Origin of the sequence: Aquincola agrisoli (assembly GCF_036621135.1) — a bacterium.
Classification (GTDB): Bacteria; Pseudomonadota; Gammaproteobacteria; order Burkholderiales; family Burkholderiaceae_C; genus Aquincola; species Aquincola agrisoli.
The window spans coordinates 590,782-609,960 of the sequence record NZ_JAZIBG010000036.1; the positions used below are offsets into that span (position 1 = coordinate 590,782).

Below are 19,179 nucleotides of genomic sequence, written 5' to 3' on the forward strand. Positions count from 1 at the left end.
TATTGAACCGCTGTGCAGGTGCGACAAACGATGTTTTGGAAACAGACAATTCCAACGAGGAATGAACTGCCCCGATGCCCAAGCGATTGATGCCCTCGACAGCCGCGCTGCAGTGCTTCGAGGCGGCGGCGCGGCACCTCAGCTTCACGCGCGCGGCGCAGGAGCTGAACCTGACCCAGAGCGCGGTGAGCAAGCAGGTGGCACTGCTCGAGGAGATGCTGGGCCGGGCCCTGTTCATGCGCGTGCGCCAGCGGCTGCAGCTGACGCCGGCCGGCGCGCTGTACCTCGCGGAGGTCGACAAGATCCTGACGCAGATCGACATGTCGAGCCGCTACATCCTCAGCTACGGCGGCGAGACCGAGGTGCTCACGGTGGCCACGCAGCCCACCTTCGGCGCGCGCTGGCTGGTGCCGAACCTGCGCGGCTTCGGCAGGCAGCACCCCGGCATCCACCTCGACATCCGCAACGTGCTGGAGCCGCTCGACCTGATCCGCGCGAAGGCCGACGTGGCGTTCTTCTTCGGGCAGGGTACCTGGCCGGGCGCCACCTGCCTGGAGCTGTTCCGCGAAGAGGTGGTGCCCGTGTGCTCACCCGAGCTGCTCGAGGGGCAGGCGTTCGGCCGTGCGCAAGACCTGACGGTGCACACGTTGCTGCAATGCACCTCGCGGCCGGAGGCCTGGCACGAATGGTTCCTGGCGCAGGGGCTGCAGTCGCAGAAGAGCTACCACGGCCCGCGCTTCGACACCTTCACCATGTGCATCCGTGCGGCGCAGGTGGGCTGCGGCATCGCGCTCGTGCCGCGCTACCTGGTGGAGGAGGAGCTGGCCGAAGGCAAGCTCGTGGTCCCCTGGCCGCACGCGATGCCGAGCACCGGCGCGCACTTCGTCGCGCATGCCGAGCACGCGGCGGAAGTGCCCAAGGTCAAAGCCCTGGTGCGCTGGGTGCTCGACCGCTGCGTCAACCGCGCTTGGCCACCAGCGTGAGGATGTCGTAGCTGGCCACCAGCTCACCGTGCTGGTTCTTCACCTCGACATCCCAGGCCACCACGCCCTGCCCCACGCCCTTGTCGTCGACCTTGTTGCGGTCGATCTTGCGCTTGGCCGTCAGCCGCGCCTGGATGGTGTCGCCGATGGCCACCGGCTTGGTGAAGCGCAGCGTGTCGAGCCCGTAGTTGGCCAGCACCGGCCCCGGCGCGGGCGACACGAACAGGCCCGCCGCCGCCGACAGCACGAAGTAGCCGTGCGCGATGCGCTGGCCGAACTGCGTGTCCTTCGCGGCGATCTCGTCGAAGTGCATGTAGAAGTAGTCGCCCGAGATGCCGCCGAAGTTGACGATGTCGGCCTCGCTCACGGTACGGCGGTGCGTCAGCAGCGAATCGCCGATCTCCAGGTCCTCGAAGTGCTTGCGGAACGGGTGCTGCACGGTCTCCGTCACCTGGGCGCCGCGCACGTGTTCGCCGGTGATGGCGGCCAGCATCGTGGGCGAGCCCTGCACCGCGGTGCGCTGCAGGTAGTGCTTGACGGCGCGCACGCCGCCCAGCTCTTCGCCACCGCCGGCGCGGCCCGGGCCGCCGTGCTTGAGCATGGGCAGCGGCGAGCCGTGGCCGGTGGATTCGACCGCCGCCTCGCGGTCGAGCACCAGCATGCGGCCGTGCATCGCGGCGGCGGCCGGGATGATCTGCGCCGCGATCTTCGGGTCGCGCGTGACCAGCGTGCCCACCAGGCTGCCGCGGCCGCGCGCGGCCAGCGCCAGCGCCTCGTCGACACCGTCGTAGGCCATCAGCGTGCTGACGGGGCCGAAGGCCTCCACGTCGTGCACCGCGTCGTTCTTCAGCGGCTCACGCGCCAGCAGCAGCGTGGGCGAGAAGAACGCGCCCTCGGCCGTGCCCTCGCCGAGCGGCTTGAAGCCGTCGCCCGCACCGTAGACCAGCTCGGCGCCCTGGCGCAGCGTGGCCACGCGGTCGCGCACGTCGTCGAACTGCGCGTGCGAGGCCAGCGCCCCCATGCGCACGCCTTCCACCGACGGGTCGCCCACCGTCACCTTGGCCAGCCGCGCGCGCAGCGCCTCGGCCACCGCGTCGATGCGGTCGCGCGGCACGATGGCGCGGCGGATCGCCGTGCACTTCTGGCCGGCCTTGACGGTCATCTCGCGCGCCACTTCCTTGACGAAGAGGTCGAACTCCTCGTCGTCGGGCGTCACGTCGGGCGCCAGGATGGCGCAGTTCAGCGAATCGGCCTCGGCGTTGAACGGGATGCTCTGGCGGATGATGTTGGGGTGCACGCGCAGCTTGGCGGCGGTGTCGGCCGAGCCGGTGAAGGTCACCACGTCGGCGCCGTCCAGCCGGTCGAGCAGGTCGCCGGTGGAGCCGATCACCAGTTGCAGCGCGCCTTCGGGCAGGATGCCCGATTGCTGGATCAACCGCACCGCCGCTTCCGTCAGGTAGCTGGTGGCCGTGGCGGGCTTGCCGATGCAGGGCATGCCGGCCAGGAAGTTCGGCGCGAACTTCTCCAGCAGCCCCCACACCGGGAAGTTGAACGCGTTGATGTGCACTGCCAGCCCGCGCCGCGGCACCAGGATGTGCGTGCCCGCGAAGCCGCCCTTCTTGCCCAGCGGGATGACCGGGCCCTCGTGGACCACGTTGCCCGAGGGCAGCTCGTTGCTGCCCATGCTGGCGTATGCGAACAGCGTGCCGGCGCCGCCCTCGATGTCGATCCACGAATCGGCGCGCGTGGCGCCGGTGTGGGCCGAGACGGCATAGAGCTGCTCCTTGTGCTCGTTGAGGTACTTGGCCAGCGCCTTCAGCCGCTGCGCGCGCTGCTGGAAGTCGAGCTTCAGCAGGTTGGGCAGGCCCACCGTGCGCGCGTGGTGCACCGCCTCGCCGAAGTCGATGGCATCGGCGTGGGTCTTGTAGACCGCTTGGCCGTTGATGGCGCTGCGCAGCGTCTGCGCGGCTTCGCTGCCAATCCAGCGGCCGGCGATGTAGCTCTGCACGATCGGTGTCGTCATGGGGTCTCCTGGAAAAACGGTCTGGGGCCTCAGTCGCGATCAGGCGCGCCGAGCGGGAAGAGCTTGCGGAAGGGCCGCGCCTCGTCGATCGCCCGCGCGAACGACGGCCGCGCGAGCAGGCGCTGCCGGTAGGCGCGCAGGTGGGCGAAGCGCTCGTCGATCGGGTGCACCCAGTCGGCGTAGAACAGCGCGGGGCCGGCCGCGCAGTCGGCCAGGCTGAACTGGTCTTGGGCAGCCCAGGTGCGGCCGGCCAGGTGCGTATCGAGCCAGGCGTAGAGGGTGTCGAGCGTGGCGTGTGCATCGGCCACGCCGGTGGGGTCGCGCTGGCCTTCGGGCCGCAGCACGTCGCCCACGATCTTCTGCATCGGCGTGTGCACGTGGTTGTCGAAGATGCGGTCCATCAGCCGCACGTCGACGGCCTGCGCCGCGTCCTTCGGGATCAGCGTCACCGGCCCCGGGTGGAACACTTCCAGGTACTCGATGATCGCGGTGGCCTCGGGCACCGTGCGTTCGCCGTCCGTCCGTTTGTCCACCAGCACCGGGAACTTGCGCGGCGGCCACAAAGCGGCCAGGCGCCCGAAGCCCGCGGCGTCTCCCAGCAGCAGCGGCTGGAACGGCGTGCCGTTCTCGTACAGCGCGATCAGCACCTTCTGGCAGTACGACGAGAAGGGGTGGAACAGCAGGGTCAGAGCCATATCACCTCCAGGCGCCATGGCGCGGCTTTTAGCGTTCGTCGAACGACAAGACGACGCGTTCGGTCAGCGGATGCGCCTGGCAGGTCAGCACGAAGCCGTTGGCGACCTCGTTCTTGTCGAGCGCGAAGTTGCGCTCCATGCGCACCTCGCCTTCGATGAGCTTCGCGCGGCAGGTGCCGCACACGCCCGAGGTACACGAGTACGGCACTTCCAGGCCCGCGGCCGAGGCGCAGTCGAGGATGCTCGGCTGGTCCTTGGTGAACGAAATCTCGCGCGACAGGCCGTCGCGGATGATGGTCACGCGCGCCGTCTCGGCATCGCCCGGCTTGGCCTCGTGGATCACCGCACCGACCGGCGCACCGGCGGGCGTGGCGACGCCGAAGCGCTCGATGTGGATGCGCTCCTCGGGCACCCCGGCGGCCAGCAGCGCGGCCTCGGCCTCGTCGTTCATCTGGAACGGGCCGCAGATGTAGGCGTGGTCGATGCGCCCGGCCGGCACCACGCTGCGCAGGAACTCGCCGATCTTGTCGCGGTTCATCACGCCCATGTTGAGCGGCGCGTCGGTGTGCTCGTCGCTGAACACGTGGTGCAGCACCAGGCGCGTCAGGTAGCGGTTCTTCAGGTCTTCGAGTTCTTCCTTGAACATCGTCGACTTGAGCAGCCGGTTGCCGTAGATCAGCGTGAAGCGGCTGTCGGGCTCGCGCGCCAGCACGGTCTTCATGATCGACAGGATCGGCGTGATGCCCGAGCCGCCGGCGATGCCGACATGGTGGCGCCGCGCCCCCGGCTCCAGCGGCACGAAGAAGCGGCCCTGCGGCGCCATCACCTGCAGGCTGTCGCCCGGCTTCAGGTTCGCGTTGATCCAGTTGGAGAACACGCCGCCCTTGACCTTGCGCACGCCCACGCGCAATTCGCCGTCGTCGACGCCCGCGCAGATCGAGTACGAACGGCGCAGGTCCTGTCCGTCGATGGTGCTGCGCAGCGTGAGGTACTGGCCCTGCGTGAAGCCGAACACGCCCCGCAGCTCCTCAGGCACGTCAAACGAAACGACCACCGCCTCGGCGGTGTCGGGCGTCACGGAGCGGACGCGCAGCGGGTGGAAAGAGAAGTCCATGCAATCTCCTCGTTTGAGGTAGCGACGCTTGACCCAGCACACACCATGGAACCGGCTGCGCCGGGCCATCGGTGTGGCCCCTCGAGGGGGTGCGCCGAAGGCGCTCCGGGGGTGGGCTAAATACTCTTGAAGTGTTCGAAAGGCTCGCGGCAGGCCACGCAGCGGTACAGCGCCTTGCACGCGGTGGAACCAAAGGCCGACAGCCGCTCGGTGTTCGCACTGCCGCAGCGCGGGCACGGGACGCGCTCGCGGCGCACCAGGCGGATCGGCACGGTGCCGTCGGCCGCCACCGGCCCGGGCGGCGCGATGCCGTATTCGCGCAGCTTGCGCTTGCCGTCCTCGGTGATCCAGTCGGTGGTCCAGGCCGGCGCGCGGCGCAGGCTGACGCGTGCCGGGCCCAGGCCCGCGGCGTCGATCGCGTCGAGCACGCTGCGCTCGATCACCTCGGTCGCCGGACAGCCGCTGTAGGTGGGCGTGAGCACCACCTCGAGGCCGTCATCGTGCTCGACCACGTCGCGCACGATGCCCAGGTCGCGCACCGAGATGGCGGGCACCTCGGGGTCGGGCACGTCGCCGAGCACGCGCCAGGCGTCGGCCACACGGCCTTCGATGGCGGTGATCACCACACCCCCCCGGGGAAGCTGCGCTGCAGGTGCTGCATCTCGGCCAGGATGTAGCCCATGTGCTCGGTGTGCACGCCGCGCTTGCCGGTCGAGCGGAAGGCGCTGTCGCGCGGCACGGCCAGGCCGGCTTCGTCAAGCACGGACTTCACTTCGGCGAGCCACGGCGCCTGCAGCCCGCCCGGCTGCGGGCCCAGCCCGCTGGCGCTGGCCGCCTCGTCCACCGCGTCGGCCTCGAACATCTCGGGCATGAAGCGCCAGGCCTCGGCCAGCGCGGTTTCGGTGCGGCGGCGCGATTCGTCGGTGCCGTCGCCCAGCCGCACCACCCAGTCGGCGGCGTGCTGCTGGTGGTAGCGCGCCTCCTTGACGGCCTTGCCGGCGATGGCGGCCAGCTCGGCGTCGCTCGATTCGGCCAGGCGCTCCCAGTGCAGCTTGAGCCAGGTCGAGAGCATCAGGTTGCGCACGACGGTGAAGGCGAAGTCACCGCGCGGCAGCTCAGCCAGCGTGAGGTTGAAGTAGTCGCGCTCGTCGCGCAGGAAGGCCAGCTTGTCTTCGTCGAAGCCCTGGCCGCCGAGCTGGCCGGCGTGCGTCAACAGCGCCCGCGACTGGCCGATCAGGTCGAGCGCCATGTTGGCCAGCGCGATGTCCTCTTCGAGCACCGGCGCGTGGCCGCACCACTCGCCCAGCCGCTGGCCGAGGATCAGGCAGGTATCGCCCAGGCGCAGCACGTACTGCACGGCCGGCGAGCGTTCAAGTTGGATGGATGCTTGCATGAGGAGTCAGTCCGCGTTGTGTGTCGACCCAGCGCACACCACGGAACCGGCTTGGCCGGGCCGTTGGTGTGGCCCCCTTGAGGGGGGCGCCGAAGGCGCTACGGGGGTGGGCTCATCTCACATGTGGTCCACGGCCTTGGGCAGCTCGTAGAACGTGGGGTGGCGGTAAACCTTGTCCTCGGCCGGATCGAAGTACATGTCCTTGTCGCGTGGGTCGCTGGCGACGATCTGGTCGCTGCGCACCACCCACACGCTGCTGCCTTCCTGGCGGCGGGTGTAGACGTCCCGTGCCATCTGGATGGCCATCTGCGGATCGGCGGCGTGCAGGCTGCCGCAGTGCTTGTGGTCCAGGCCCGCCTTGCTGCGGACGAACACTTCCCACAGGGGCCATTCGTTTGGGGTGGCGGCGCTCATGCGGCTTCCTTCAGTTGTTGCTTGCGTGCATGGGCCATGGCGGCATCGCGCACCCAGGCCCCGTCTTCCCAGGCCTTCACGCGGGCGCCCAGGCGTTCCTTGTTGCAGGGGCCGTCGCCGCCCACTACGCGCCAGAACTCGCTCCAGTCGATCTGGCCGTAGTCGTGCGCCTGGCGCTCCTCGTTCCACTTCAGGTCGGGGTCGGGCAGCGTCACACCGAGGATCTTGGCCTGCTCGACCGTGGCGTCGATGAACTTCTGGCGCAGCTCGTCGTTGCTGACGCGCTTGATGCCCCAACGCATCGATTGCGCGCTGTTCGGCGACTGGTCGTCGGGCGGGCCGAACATCATGATCGACGGCCACCACCAGCGGTTCACCGAATCCTGCACCATGGCCTTCTGCGCGTCGGTGCCGTGCTGCATCATCGTCAGCAGGGCTTCATAACCCTGGCGCTGGTGGAAGCTCTCTTCACGGCAGATGCGGATCATCGCCCGCGCATACGGCGCGTAGGAGCAGCGGCAGATCGGCACCTGGTTCATGATGGCCGCGCCGTCGACCAGCCAGCCGATGGTGCCCATGTCGGCCCAGGTCAGCGTGGGGTAGTTGAAGATCGAGCTGTATTTGGCCTTGCCGGTGTGCAGGCCGTCGAGCAGCTGGTCGCGGCTGGTGCCCAGCGTCTCGGCCGCGGCGTAGAGGTAGAGGCCGTGGCCGCCCTCGTCCTGCACCTTGGCCAGCAGGATGGCCTTGCGCTTCAGCGTGGGCGCGCGGCTGATCCAGTTGCCCTCGGGCAGCATGCCGACGATCTCCGAATGCGCGTGCTGGCTGATCTGCCGAACCAGCGTCTTGCGGTAGTGGTCGGGCATCCAGTCCTTGGCTTCGATGAAGTCGCCGGCGTCGATGCGGGCGTCGAAGCGCTCCTGCAGCGCCACCTCTTCGGCCGAGCGCAGGTTCTTCGGGCCGTCGGCGCCCTCCTTGCCCATCGTGTCCATCGCTTGCGTGTACATGCTGGCGTGTCCTTTCAGCAGTGCGTTGTGTCGGGTCAGCGGTCGCGGAAACGCGGCGCGCGCTTTTCGCGGAAGGCATCCACGCCTTCAAGATAGTCGTGCGAGCGGCCGAGCGTGCGCATCAGCTGCGCCTCGGCCGACAGGGCGGCGGCGAGGTCCATGCCCCCCGCGGCGTCCATGGCCTGCCGCGTCGCCACCAGCGCGCGCGTGGGCATCGCGGCCAGGCGGCCGGCGAGCGCGTGGGCGGTGGCGGCGAGCTGGTCGTCGTCGACGCACTGCCAGATCAGGCCCATCTGCGCGGCCTCGGCCGCGGGCAGCTTGTCGCCCAGCATCGCCAGGCCCAGCGCACGGGCCCGGCCGGCCAGGCGCGGCAGCACCCAGGTGCCGCCGGTATCGGGGATCAGGCCGATCTTCGCGAAGGCCTGGATGAAGCTGGCCGAGCGGCCGGCGACGACGATGTCGCAGCCCAGCGCGAGGTTGGCGCCCGCACCGGCCGCCACCCCGTTCACGGCGGCCACCACCGGCACCGGCATCGAACGCACCCGCAGCACCAGCGGCTTGTAGTGCGCCTCGACGACCGCGCCCAGGTCCTTCGGCTCGGCGGCCGGATCGGGATCGGGGGCCACGGCCGGGTCGGCCAGATCCTGGCCGGCGCAGAACGCGCGGCCCGCGCCGGTCAGCACCACACAGCGCACCTCGGCGTCGGCCGCGGCGGCCTCGAGCGCGGCCATCAGCGCCGTGTGCATCGCGCCGTTGAAGCTGTTGAGCTGCGCGGGGCGGTTGAGCGTGAGCGTGCGGATGCCGCCGGCATGCGAGGTGAGGATGAGCGGTTCGGCCATCGGTCTTGTCTCCATCCGGTCTGGCTCATTATTCGACCGACCGGTCGGTCAATGATAAATCGATCGCCGTCCTGCCGCAAGGTGGCGACGCAACGCAGACGCTGGGGATAACCCGCAAAGCTCGCCTCGAAACGGGCTCCGCGCGGTCCGGACCCGGGCCGGCAGGGCTTCCCCGCCGACAATAGAAGGCTGCCACCGCAAAAAGCCGAACGACCATGTCCCGAATCGACGACCCCCTGCACGACCGCGAAGCCGGCTCGCGCGACAGTACGCAAGACACCACCCGCATCGACGACGTGCGCATCTCGGCCGTGCGCCCGCTGATCTCGCCCGCGCTGCTGCTCGACGAACTGCCGGTGCCGCCCGACGTGCAGGCGCTGGTGGAGCGCAGCCGCAACGAGATCGCCGACGTGCTGCACGGCCGCGACGACCGGCTGATCGTGGTCACTGGCCCCTGCTCCATCCACGACCACGACCAGGCCATCTCGTACGCCCAGCACCTGAAGGCGCTGCAGGCCAAGGTCGAGCGGGAGCTGCTGCTGGTGATGCGGGTGTACTTCGAGAAGCCGCGCACCACCGTCGGCTGGAAGGGCTACATCAACGACCCGCGCCTGGACGGCAGCTTCCGCATCAACGAAGGCCTGCGCAAGGCGCGCGAGCTGCTGCTGGAGATCGGCGCGCTGGGCCTGCCCACCGGCAACGAGTTCCTCGACCTGCTGAGCCCGCAGTACATCGCCGACCTGATCGCCTGGGGTGCCATCGGCGCACGCACCACCGAAAGCCAGAGCCACCGCCAGCTCGCCTCGGGCTCCAGCTGCCCGATCGGCTTCAAGAACGGCACCGACGGCGGCGTGCAGATCGCGGCCGACGCGATGGTGGCCGCGCGCGCGCCGCACGCCTTCATGGGCATGACCAAGATGGGCCAGGCCGCGATCTTCGAAACGCGCGGCAACCTCGACTGCCACACCATCCTGCGCGGCGGCAGCAAGGGCCCGAACTACGACGCCGAGCACGTGGACGCGGCCTGCGCGGTGCTGAAGAAGGCTGGCCTGCGCGAGCAGGTGATGGTCGACTGCTCGCACGCCAACTCGTCGAAGCAGCACGCCAAGCAGATCGAGGTGGCCCACGACGTGGCGCGCCGCATCGCCGCCGGCGAGCGCCGAATCACCGGCCTGATGATCGAGAGCCACCTCGAGGAAGGCAGGCAGGACCTCAAGCCCGGCGTGCCGCTGAAGTACGGCGTGTCGATCACCGACGCCTGCATTGGCTGGGCGCAGACCGAGCCGGTGCTGCGCGCGCTGGCCGATGCGGTGCGCACGCGGCGCGAAAGCGCCTGAGCCGCTTGCGCATGCCCAGCTTGCTCATCGTCCACCACACGATGACCGGCGGCACGCGCCAGATGGCGGAGGCCGCGGCGGCGGGCGCGCGCACCGAGCCCGGCGTGCAGGTGCGTTCGCTCACCGCCGCCGAGGCCGGGCCGGCCGATGTGCTGGCCGCCGACGGCTACCTCTTCGCCACGCCCGAGAACCTGGCGTCGATGGCCGGCCTGATGAAGGACTTCTTCGACCGCTGTTACTACCCGGCGCTCGATCGCATCCAGGGACGGCCCTACGCCAGCCTGGTCTGCGCCGGCAGCGACGGCAGCAACGCGGCGCGGCAGATCGACCGCATCGCCACCGGCTGGCGGCTGAAGGCCGTGGCGCCCGTGCTGATCGTCTGCACGCACGCGCAGACCCCGGAGGCGATCCTCGCGCCCAAGCACATCGGCGACGCCGATCTCGGACGCTGCCGCGAGCTGGGCGCCGCGATGGCCGCGGGCCTGGCGCTGGGCGTCTACTGAACGCCCGTCAGAACGAGGTCCACTCCTGATCGCCGCCGGCCGCGGCCGTCTCGGCGCGTGCCGGTGCCTTGGGGGCTGCGGCCGAGGCGGGCGCCGCGCGCTTCGCGGCAGCGGGGGCGGGCCGGGGCGCAGCCTTCGGCGCGGCGGCCTGGGCGATCGCATGGGCGGCGGCGGCATGGTGCGCGGGCGGGCTGGCGGGCATGGCACGGTGCCCGTCGCTCGCCAGCCGGAACACGGCCACCGCGTCGACCAGCTGCCGGGCCTGGCCCTTCAGGCTCTCGGCGGCGGCGGCGGACTCTTCCACCAGCGCGGCGTTCTGCTGCGTCGCCTGGTCCATCGCGGTCACCGCCTCGCCCACCTGGGCGACGCCGGAACTCTGCTCGCGCGAGGCGGAGCTGATCTCGCCGACGATGTCGGTCACCCGGCGGATGGAGCGCACCACCTCGTCGATGGTGGCACCGGCCTGGTCGACCTGCTGCGTGCCCTGCTCCACGCGCTCGGCGCTCTGCGTGATCAGCACCTTGATCTCCTTGGCCGCATCGGCCGAGCGCTGCGCCAGGCTGCGCACCTCCGAGGCGACGACCGCGAAGCCCCGGCCCTGCTCGCCGGCGCGGGCGGCTTCGACCGCCGCGTTCAACGCCAGGATGTTGGTCTGGAAGGCGATGCCGTCGATCGTGCCGATGATGTCGGCGATGCGGTTGGAGCTTTCGCTGATGCCCTTCATGGTCTGCACCACCTGCTGCACGGCGGCGCCGCCGCGGGTGGCCACGTCGCTGGCCGCCATCGCGAGCTGGTTGGCCTGCTGCGCGTTGTCGGCGTTGGCGCGCACGGTGGAGCCCAGCTCCTCCATCGAGGCGGCGGTCTCCTCCAGGGCGGAGGCCTGGTTCTCGGTGCGCGCCGACAGGTCGTTGTTGCCCGAGGCGATCTGCGCGGAAGCGGTGGCCACGCCTTCGGCGTTCTGGCGCACGCCGCCGACGATGTCGGCCAGGCGCGTCTGCATCTCCTTCAATGCGGCGAGCAGTTGCGCGGTCTCGCTGTGGCCGCTGGCGTCGAACTGGGTGGTCAGGTCGCCGGCCGCCACGCTGCGCGCCACGCGCACCGCTTCGTTGATCGGGCGCGTCGTGCTGCGGATGAGCCACGTGCCCATCACGCCGGCGATGGCCAGCGCCGCGCCGATCAGCGCCGCGACGGTCCACTGGGCGTTGGCGACCTCGGCATCGGCGGACTTGCCCGCGTCGACCATCAGCTTGTCGCCCAGGTTGATGAGCTCGTCGACCGCCGCCACGTATTCGGCGTGGCGGGGGCGCAGGTCCTTCAGCATCGTTGCCCGGGCCTCGTCGACCTTGCCCGCCTTGATCAGGGCCGTGACCTGCTCACGCGGCGCCTTGTAGGCCGCCCGGGCGGCCGCCAGCTTCTCGAAGCCGGCCTTGCCCTTCGGCGTGGTCATGATGTTCTTGAGGGCGTCGAACTCGGCGGCGAGCAGCTTGCCCGAGCGGTTGATCTCCTCGTCCAGCGCCTGCATCTCGGCCGGATCGGTGACGATGAACATGTCGCGCATCGCACGGGCGGCGGTGGCGTTCTGCTCCTTGATCACCTGGAAACGCTTCACCTTGGGGTAGCGGTCGTCGATCGCGAGGCTGAAATGCCCGTTGATCGCGGTGACCTTCAGCAGCGCCACCGCGCCGAGCACCACGATGAGGATCGCGAGCACCGCGAAGCCGAGGGTCAGGCGGGTCGAGATCTTCATGGATTGCAGGTTCATGGCGGGTACTCCAGGGATGCGCAGCCAGGTCTATCGGCGTCCCCCATGCAAAGTGAGAACGGGTAAACCCTTAGATCCCGCCTCCGTCCGCTCAGCGCGCCGGCTGGAAGGCGATCAGCCCCATGCCCGCCAGGGCGACCGCCACGCCGGCCACGTCCCAGGGCGTCGGGCGGATGCCGTCGACCGCCCACAGCCACGCGATCGCCACGCCGATGTAGACGCCGCCGTAGGCGGCATACACCCGCCCGGCCGCCGCCTCGTGCAGCGTCAGCAGCCACGCGAAGAGCGCCAGGCTCGCCGCCCCCAGCACCAGCCAGCCCGCCGACCGCCCCTGCTTCAGCCACAGCCACGGCCCGTAGCAGCCGACGATCTCGGCGACGGCGGTGGCGATGTACAGCAGCAGCGTCTTCATGGCACGCATTGTCGCGGCCGGTCCCCGCAGGCTTCAGCGGGCCGCCGGCACCGGCTGCGCCGCGGCGGGCGTGCCGGGCATCCGCAGGCTCCACACCAGCAGCCCCAGGGTGGAGACCGCGAACACGCAGCAGAACACGATGGCTGCACGCGGCACGCCGACATGGTCGGCCAGCAGCCCCGTCGCGAGGATCGGCACGATGGTGCCGAGGTAGCCGATGCTCAGGAACGAACACAGCAGCCCCGCCCGGCTGGCCGGCGTCGCCATGCCGCTGACCCGCGACAACGAGGCCAGGTACGTCAGGCCATGGCCCAGCCCGAGCAGCAGGTCGGCCGTGAAGAAGAGCAGCGGCGACGGCAAGATGAGCGCACCCGCCAGGCAGGCCACGCTCGCCGCCAGGGCCGACAGGCCGAGCCGGGCGTTGACGGCCTGCGGGCGGCGGCGCATTGGCAACTGGATGCCCGACGAGCAGAACAGGACGGCGGAGAGCGCCAGGCCGCTCACCGCAGGGCCGTGCCATGGCAGGATGGTGTCCAGGAAGGTGGGCGCCAGCGACGCCATCATGCTGAACACCGCGTACGCGGTGAACAGCCCCAGCGACGCCAGCAGGAAGGCCGCCCGTGCGCCGGGCGCGGGCAGCACGAAGCTCGGCGCCAGCCGCAGCGAAGATGCCGGGCGCGGCGGCGCGCCCGTGGCGCGGACCTTCGCCAGGCCGAGCAGCACGGCCGCGGTGGGGGCGGCGATGAGCAGGTGCGGCCACACCAGCGGCTGCGGCAGCCCTTGCGCGAGCAGCCCGCACACGAGCGGGCCGAGGCCGAACCCCGCCATGGTGGTGACCGACGCCACCAGGGGCGCACGCCGGACCGCCCCCGCCGGCTCGGCCTCGACGAGCCCCACCGTGGCCGACGCGGTGATCAACCCCGACGCCACGCCGACCACCGCGCGCGCGGCGACCAGCCACTCCACGCCCGGCGCAGCCGCGGAGGCCGCCAGCCCGGCGACCATCATCAGCAGGGCGGCCTTCAGCACCTTCAGCGGGCCGGCATGGTCGCTGACGCGGCCGAGGAACAGGAAGGCCGACAGCACGCCCAGCATGTAGGCCACGAAGACGACGGTGATCGTGCTCGCCGCCAGGCCCCACTGCAGGCGGTAGATCGGCAGCAGCGGGCTGATCATCGTCGCGCCCATGTTGCCGACGAGCAGCGCCAGCGCGATCAGCCGGAACGCCCGGCGTGGGGGCGGCGCCTCAGCCACGGCGGCAGTCATAATTGAACATCAGGTCAATTATAAGGATCGCACCCCGCCATGTCCGAGCAGTCCCGCCGTCCACCCGCGCCGAGGACCCGCGGCCCAAGCCCGGACAAGACGGCCCGCACCCGCACGCTGATCGTCGAGGCCGCGCTCGACGTGTTCCTCGCGCGCGGCTTCGCCCAGGCCACGATGGCGGACGTGGCCCGGCAGTCCGGGCTCGCCAAAGGCACGCCGTACCACTACTTCGCCAGCAAGGAAGCGCTGTTCGAGGGTGTGGTGCAGGACCTGGTGGTCGGTGCGCTGTTCCACGAGCAGCCGCCCGCGTTCTTGGAGGACGAGACGCTGGAGGCCTTCTTCCGGCGCACGCTGCTGCCGCTGATCCGCGGCATCGAGCAGTCGCGCCGGGTCGCGGTGATGCGGCTGGTGATGACCGAGGGCATGCGCTTCCCGGCCCTCGCCGACGTCTACCGCCGCGAGGTGTTCGCCCCGATGAACGCGCACATCCGCAAGGTGGCGCGGCAGGCGGTGGCGCGCGGCGAGCAGCGCGCCGCCGTGCTGGCCCGCCATCCGCACCTGCTGATGGCGCCGGTGTGGATGGGCGCGATCCACAACACGCTGCTGCGCTGCACGCCCGAGGCCAGCATCGGCAGGCTGTTCGAGGAGCAGCTGCACGCGCTGCTCGGCGCCGGCCCGCGCTGACGCGCGCGCGGACGGTCAGGCTGCCGTCGCGAGCACCTCCAGCGCCTGCCGGTGCAGCGCCGCGGTGGCCGCCGCCGCCACGTGGCCGGCCGACGCGAGCGTCAGGGGCTTGCCTTCCCAATCGGTGATGACGCCGCCGGCCGCTTCCACCAGCCCCACCAGCGCCATGTAGTCGTATGGCTGCAGGCCGGCCTCGACCACCAGGTCGGCCGTGCCGCCGGCGAGCTGCGCGTAGCTGTAGCAATCGCCGCCGAAACGCCGCAGCGCGCAGCGGCGGCTCAGCGTGTCGAAGGCCTGCCACTGGCCGGCACTGAACATGTCGGGCGAGGTGGTGAAGATGCGCGCCTGCGCGAGCGCGGTGCACCCGCTGGCGCGCACCGCCTCGCCGTTGCGCGATGCGCCCAGCCCCGGGCGGCCCACCCACCGCTCGCCCAGCACCGGCATGTCCACCATGCCGAGCGCCACCCGCCCCTGGTGCACCAGCGCGATCAGCGTGCCCCACAACGGAGAACCGGTGATGAAGCTCTTGGTGCCGTCGATGGGGTCGAGCACCCAGACATGGTCCGCGTCCAGCCGCTCGCGGCCATGCTCCTCGCCCAGGATGCCGTGGCCCGGCACGCGCCGCGCCAGCACCTCGCGCATCGCGGCTTCGGCCGCACGGTCGGCCATCGTCACGGGGCTGTCGTCGGCCTTGGTGATGACGTCGATCGCCGTGCGGAAGTGAGGCAGGGAATGCCGTTGGGCGGCATCGGCAAGCTCGTTGGCGATCGCAAGGGCGTCGAGGGTCGGCATGGGAACAGGCTCCGGCAGTTGATGGGGGGCGCAGGCCTGCAGGGCCTGCCGCGATGCGATCTGTGGCACGAATGGTGCTTGCGGCTATTGTTGCCAAGTACTTAAATTTGCACAACTACTCAAATGTGCACCGACTTGGCGATGACAACACCGCCGCCGCGCCCCATTTCAAACCAATCGCACCGTGGAGTACCCGATGCCCACCTTCCCGACAGCCCAACGCCTGCTCGCCACCGCCCTGTTCGCCGCCGCCGCTGCAGCCCACGCCGGCACCGTCACCGTCTACACCGCGCTGGAAGAAGACGAGATCAAGGACTACGTGGCTGCCGCCAAGAAGGACCTGCCCGACGTCGACGTGAAGGTGCTGCGCCTGTCCACCGGCGACCTGGGCGCGCGCATCCTGGCCGAAGCCGCGAACCCGCAGCACGACGTCATCTGGGGCTGGGCACTGACCAACATGCTCGACCCGCGTGTCACCGCGCTGCTGGCGCCCTACACGCCCAAGGGCGCCGACCAGCTCAAGGCCGCCGACAAGGCCGCCGACGGCAAGTGGTTCGCCACCACCGGCTACATGGCCGCCTTCTGCGTGAACACCGAGGTGCTGAAGGCCAAGAACCTGCCGATGCCCACCAGCTGGAAGGACCTGACCAACCCCGTCTACAAGGGCGAGGTGGTGATGCCCAACCCGGTGTCGTCGGGCACCGGCTACCTGCAGATCGCGGCGCTGCTGCAGTCCAAGGGCAGCAGCGAGGGCTGGGCCTTCCTCAAGTCGCTCGACGGCAACGTGGCGCAGTACATCAAGTCGGGCTCGCGGCCGTGCAAGGCGGCGCGCGCGGGCGAGTTCGCCATCGGCACCTCGCTGGCCTTCGCGGCGATGCAGTCGGTGGAAGAAGGCTTCCCGGTGAAGATGGTGATCCCCACCGACGGCGCCGGCTACGAGCTCGAAGCCTCGGGCCTGATGGCCAAGGCGAAGAACCCGGCCGATGCCAAGCGCTTCCTCGACTGGACGCTCTCGCCCGCCGCCACCGGCCTCTACGTCAAGTACAAGGAGATCGTGACGCTGCCGGGGGCGCCGCAGTCCAAGGCCGCGAAGGCCGCCGGCCTGCCGGCCGACCTGAGCAAGCTGCTGTACCCGATGGACTTCGCCCAGTCCGCCAAGGACCGCGACACCGTGCTCGCCACCTGGCAGAAGAACATCGGCCGCTGAGACGCACCGCCATGGCACTGCAGATCCGGAACATCCACAAGAGCTTCAACGGCCAGGTGGCCCTGGAGCGCATCGACCTCGACGTGGGCGGTGCCGAGTTCGTCTGCCTGCTCGGGCCCAGCGGCTGCGGCAAGACCACGCTGCTGCGCATCGTCGCGGGGCTGATGGCCGCCGATGGCGGCAGCATCACGCTGGGCGGGAAGGACCTGGCCTCGGTGCCCGCGCGTGACCGCGGCTTCGGCATCGTCTTCCAGTCGTACTCGCTGTTCCCGCACATGACGGTGGCGCAGAACGTGGCCTACGGCCTGCGCATCCGCGGCACCGATGGCGCGGCGACGGCGCGGCGCGTGGCCGCGTTGCTCGACCGGGTCAAGCTGCCGGCGTTTGCGCAGCGCTACCCCGGCGAGCTGTCGGGCGGCCAGCAGCAGCGCGTGGCCATCGCCCGCGCGCTGGCGGTGAACCCTTCGCTGCTGCTGCTCGACGAACCGCTCTCCGCGCTCGATGCACGCGTGCGCGCCGACCTGCGCCGCGAACTGCGCGAGGTGCAGCGCAGCCTGGGCATCCCGACACTGATGGTCACGCACGACCAGGAGGAAGCCATGTCGATGGCCGACACCATCGTCTGCATGAACCACGGCCGCATCGAGCAGCACGGCGCGCCGAAGGCGCTGTACGAGCAGCCGCGCACGCGCTTCGTGGCGGACTTCATGGGCCACAGCAACCTGCTGCCCGCCGCGCAGGCGCAGCGGCTGGTGCCTGCGTTGCCCGCATTGCCGCAAGGCCTGGCCGCCGGCGATGCGCTGCTGTGCGTGCGCCCCGAGCGGGTGCGCCTGGCGGACGCCGCCGCCGCACAGGTCGCCACGCTCGCCACCGTCACCGACGTGGGCTTCCTTGGCAGCATCCAGCGCGTGCGCGCGCTATGGGGAGGCATCGAGGTCCTGGCCGAGACCAGCAGCGCCGTGCCGCTGTCGGTGGGCCAGTCGGTGCCGCTGGCCATCGGCGCGGACGACTGCCATTGGGTGCACGCATGAGCGCCGCGCAGACCTCTGCCGCAGCCACCTTGCCGGCGGCCGCGCAGCCTGCGGGCCGGGCGAACCGCGGCGCCGTCCTGCCTATGCGCGTTGCAGACCGCTGGCTGCTGCGCGCCTGCCTGTGGCTGCCGCTGGCCGCGCTGGTGATGTTCTTCGGCGTGCCGATGCTGGGCATCGGCTGGCGCAGCCTGCTGCAGGACGGCGGCGGCGTGGGCCTGGCCAACTACGCCGCGCTGCTCGACACGCCCGGCGTGTGGCGCGCGCTCTCCAACAGCCTGCTGCTGGGCGGCGCCACCACGCTGGTCACGCTGGCGCTGGGCTTCGCGCTCGCCTACGGGCTGGAGCGCACCTGCATGCCCGGCAAGCGCTTCGCCGCCATCAGCATGGCACTGCCGATGCTGGCGCCTTCGCTGGTGTTGGGGCTCGGGCTCATCTTCCTTCTTGGGCGCAACGGCATCGTCGGCAAGCTGCTGGGCATCCGGCCCGACGTCTACGGCTTCTGGGGCCTCTTGATCGCCGATGTGCTGTACGCGCTGCCGCAGGCGGTGCTGATCCTGCGTGCCGCGCTGCGCCACGGCGACGCGCGCCAGTACGAAGCCGCCGAGATGCTGGGCGCCACGCCGTGGCGGCAGTTCGCCGACATCACGCTGCCCGGCGTGCGCTACGGCCTGCTGAGCGCGGCGTTCGTGGTGTTCACCGTCACCATCACCGACTTCGGCAACGCAGTGGTGATCGGCGGCAACTTCCCGGTGCTGGCCACCGAGATCTACAACCAGGTGAGCGGGCAGATGAAGTTCGGCCTGGGCGCGGTGGTGGGCATCGTGCTGCTGGTGCCGGCGGCGCTGTCGGTCTTCATCGAGCACCTGGCCGCGCGGCGCCAGGCCGGCGCGGGCGCCGAGACGGCGCAGCCGCCGGTGCCGGTGCGCCGGCCGGGCCGCGACGGCGCCTTCTTCGCCGCGATGCTGCTGATCGCCGGCGCGATCTATGCGGTGGTGTTCACCGTTGTCGTCGCCAGCTTCATCCGCCTGTGGCCCTACAAGCTCGACCTGACGCTCAAGCACTACGACATCGACATCGCCGGCGGCTACGCGCCGTTGTGGACGTCGGTGTGGGTCTCGGTACTGGCCGCGGGCGTGGGCACGGTGATGCTCTTCCTGCTGGCCTTCGGCGTGCAGCGCCTGCCGGGCCGGGCCGCCGCCGCGGCGCGGCTGCTGAGCGCGCTGCCGGTGGCGGTGCCGGGGCTGGTGCTGGGCCTGGCCTACGTGTTCACCTTCAACAGCGCCGGGATGCCCTGGGGCGCGCTCTACGGCACCGCGCTGTTGCTGGCGCTGTGCAACTACTACCACTACCACACGCAGGGTTTCGTGACGATGACCACCGGCATGCGCACCGTGCCCGCGGCGCTGGAAGACGCCACCACCGTGCTGGGCGGCGGCATGGCCCGCGTGCTGGGCGACGTGTACTGGCCGGCCCTGCGCACCACCCTGCTGGCCATCGCGGTGTTCCTGTTCATGCGGTCGATGGTCACGCTGTCGGCGGTCATCTTCCTGATCACGCCGTCGCTGTCGATGGGGTCGGTGACGGTGATGCGGCTGGACGAGGCGGGCTTCACCTCGCAGGCAGCGGCATTTTCAACGTGCATCATGGCGATTGTCGGCGCCATGGCGCTGCTGCTGCATGCGCTTACGCGCCGGGCGGCGGCGCCCCGGCGCTGAGGCAA

General features: G+C 70.6%; 19 protein-coding genes. 7 read left to right on the forward strand and 12 right to left on the reverse strand.

Going from position 1 to position 19,179, the window contains the following annotated elements:
* Window positions 1–74 precede the first annotated feature (74 nt).
* Window positions 75–983, forward strand: coding sequence for a transcriptional regulator GcvA (gcvA, locus tag V4F39_RS19285; protein ID WP_332291429.1), 909 nt, complete (start codon window positions 75–77; stop codon window positions 981–983).
* Here the strand turns inward: gcvA and paaZ are convergent.
* The 8 genes from paaZ to V4F39_RS19325 form a co-directional block, all read right to left on the reverse strand.
* Entirely contained in the window at window positions 958–3,006 is a 2,049-nt protein-coding gene (paaZ, locus tag V4F39_RS19290; RefSeq protein WP_332291430.1) for a phenylacetic acid degradation bifunctional protein PaaZ, read from the reverse strand. The two genes, gcvA and paaZ, sit on opposite strands and share 26 nt — an antisense overlap.
* A 29-nt stretch (window positions 3,007–3,035) precedes the next feature.
* Window positions 3,036–3,701, reverse strand: a complete 666-nt coding sequence (locus V4F39_RS19295) for a glutathione S-transferase family protein (RefSeq protein WP_332291431.1) — start codon at window positions 3,699–3,701, stop codon at window positions 3,036–3,038.
* A gap of 28 nt (window positions 3,702–3,729) precedes the next feature.
* A complete protein-coding gene (gene paaE, locus V4F39_RS19300; RefSeq protein ID WP_332291432.1) occupies window positions 3,730–4,815 on the reverse strand; it encodes a 1,2-phenylacetyl-CoA epoxidase subunit PaaE in 1,086 nt (361 codons plus the stop codon).
* A gap of 116 nt (window positions 4,816–4,931) precedes the next feature.
* Window positions 4,932–5,438 (reverse strand): 1,2-phenylacetyl-CoA epoxidase subunit PaaD, encoded by a 507-nt coding sequence (gene paaD, locus V4F39_RS19305; RefSeq protein ID WP_332291434.1) that lies wholly within the window; start codon window positions 5,436–5,438, stop codon window positions 4,932–4,934.
* A complete protein-coding gene (gene paaC, locus V4F39_RS19310; RefSeq protein ID WP_332291435.1) occupies window positions 5,435–6,208 on the reverse strand; it encodes a 1,2-phenylacetyl-CoA epoxidase subunit PaaC in 774 nt (257 codons plus the stop codon). The genes paaD and paaC overlap by 4 nt, the downstream gene beginning before the upstream one ends.
* Window positions 6,209–6,325: 117 nt before the next feature.
* Window positions 6,326–6,622, reverse strand: coding sequence for a 1,2-phenylacetyl-CoA epoxidase subunit PaaB (gene paaB, locus V4F39_RS19315; protein ID WP_332291437.1), 297 nt, complete (start codon window positions 6,620–6,622; stop codon window positions 6,326–6,328).
* Entirely contained in the window at window positions 6,619–7,626 is a 1,008-nt protein-coding gene (paaA, locus tag V4F39_RS19320) for a 1,2-phenylacetyl-CoA epoxidase subunit PaaA (RefSeq protein WP_332291438.1), read from the reverse strand. Before paaA ends, paaB begins: the two co-directional genes overlap by 4 nt.
* A 35-nt stretch (window positions 7,627–7,661) precedes the next feature.
* The gene (locus tag V4F39_RS19325; protein ID WP_332291440.1) at window positions 7,662–8,465 is read right to left on the reverse strand and encodes an enoyl-CoA hydratase-related protein; all 804 of its coding nucleotides are present in this window, start codon (window positions 8,463–8,465) and stop codon (window positions 7,662–7,664) included.
* A 215-nt stretch (window positions 8,466–8,680) separates the two neighbouring features.
* On the opposite strand from V4F39_RS19325, the gene V4F39_RS19330 reads away from it, so the two are divergent.
* Complete coding sequence (locus V4F39_RS19330) at window positions 8,681–9,802, forward strand: 3-deoxy-7-phosphoheptulonate synthase (protein WP_332291442.1); 1,122 nt, start codon at window positions 8,681–8,683, stop codon at window positions 9,800–9,802.
* An 11-nt stretch (window positions 9,803–9,813) separates the two neighbouring features.
* Complete coding sequence (locus V4F39_RS19335) at window positions 9,814–10,305, forward strand: flavodoxin family protein (protein WP_332291443.1); 492 nt, start codon at window positions 9,814–9,816, stop codon at window positions 10,303–10,305.
* 7 nt (window positions 10,306–10,312) lie between these two features.
* On the opposite strand, the gene V4F39_RS19340 is transcribed toward V4F39_RS19335, so the two are convergent.
* The 3 genes from V4F39_RS19340 to V4F39_RS19350 all read right to left on the reverse strand — a co-directional run bounded on the left by V4F39_RS19340 (window position 10,313) and on the right by V4F39_RS19350 (window position 13,745).
* Window positions 10,313–12,067: a methyl-accepting chemotaxis protein gene (locus V4F39_RS19340; RefSeq protein WP_332291444.1), complete on the reverse strand. Its 1,755-nt coding sequence runs from the start codon at window positions 12,065–12,067 to the stop codon at window positions 10,313–10,315.
* A 91-nt stretch (window positions 12,068–12,158) separates the two neighbouring features.
* The gene (locus V4F39_RS19345) at window positions 12,159–12,479 is read right to left on the reverse strand and encodes a YnfA family protein (RefSeq protein WP_332291445.1); all 321 of its coding nucleotides are present in this window, start codon (window positions 12,477–12,479) and stop codon (window positions 12,159–12,161) included.
* 33 nt (window positions 12,480–12,512) lie between these two features.
* Window positions 12,513–13,745, reverse strand: coding sequence for an MFS transporter (locus V4F39_RS19350; protein WP_332291446.1), 1,233 nt, complete (start codon window positions 13,743–13,745; stop codon window positions 12,513–12,515).
* Window positions 13,746–13,784: 39 nt separating this feature from the next.
* Here V4F39_RS19350 and V4F39_RS19355 point away from each other — a divergent pair, with 39 nt between their 5' ends.
* Window positions 13,785–14,429 carry a TetR/AcrR family transcriptional regulator gene (locus V4F39_RS19355; protein ID WP_332291448.1) on the forward strand — a complete coding sequence of 215 codons (645 nt, stop codon included), beginning with the start codon at window positions 13,785–13,787 and terminating at the stop codon, window positions 14,427–14,429.
* A gap of 15 nt (window positions 14,430–14,444) precedes the next feature.
* Here the strand turns inward: V4F39_RS19355 and hisN are convergent, their stop codons facing one another.
* The gene (hisN, locus tag V4F39_RS19360; protein ID WP_332291450.1) at window positions 14,445–15,221 is read right to left on the reverse strand and encodes a histidinol-phosphatase; all 777 of its coding nucleotides are present in this window, start codon (window positions 15,219–15,221) and stop codon (window positions 14,445–14,447) included.
* A 196-nt stretch (window positions 15,222–15,417) separates the two neighbouring features.
* On the opposite strand from hisN, the gene V4F39_RS19365 reads away from it, so the two are divergent.
* The 3 genes from V4F39_RS19365 (at window position 15,418) to V4F39_RS19375 (ending at window position 19,174) form a co-directional block, all read left to right on the forward strand.
* Entirely contained in the window at window positions 15,418–16,428 is a 1,011-nt protein-coding gene (locus tag V4F39_RS19365) for an ABC transporter substrate-binding protein (RefSeq protein ID WP_332291451.1), read from the forward strand.
* Window positions 16,429–16,439: 11 nt separating this feature from the next.
* Window positions 16,440–17,459 carry an ABC transporter ATP-binding protein gene (locus tag V4F39_RS19370; RefSeq protein ID WP_332291452.1) on the forward strand — a complete coding sequence of 340 codons (1,020 nt, stop codon included), beginning with the start codon at window positions 16,440–16,442 and terminating at the stop codon, window positions 17,457–17,459.
* 83 nt (window positions 17,460–17,542) lie between these two features.
* Window positions 17,543–19,174: an ABC transporter permease subunit gene (locus tag V4F39_RS19375; protein WP_332291453.1), complete on the forward strand. Its 1,632-nt coding sequence runs from the start codon at window positions 17,543–17,545 to the stop codon at window positions 19,172–19,174.
* Window positions 19,175–19,179 lie beyond the last annotated feature (5 nt).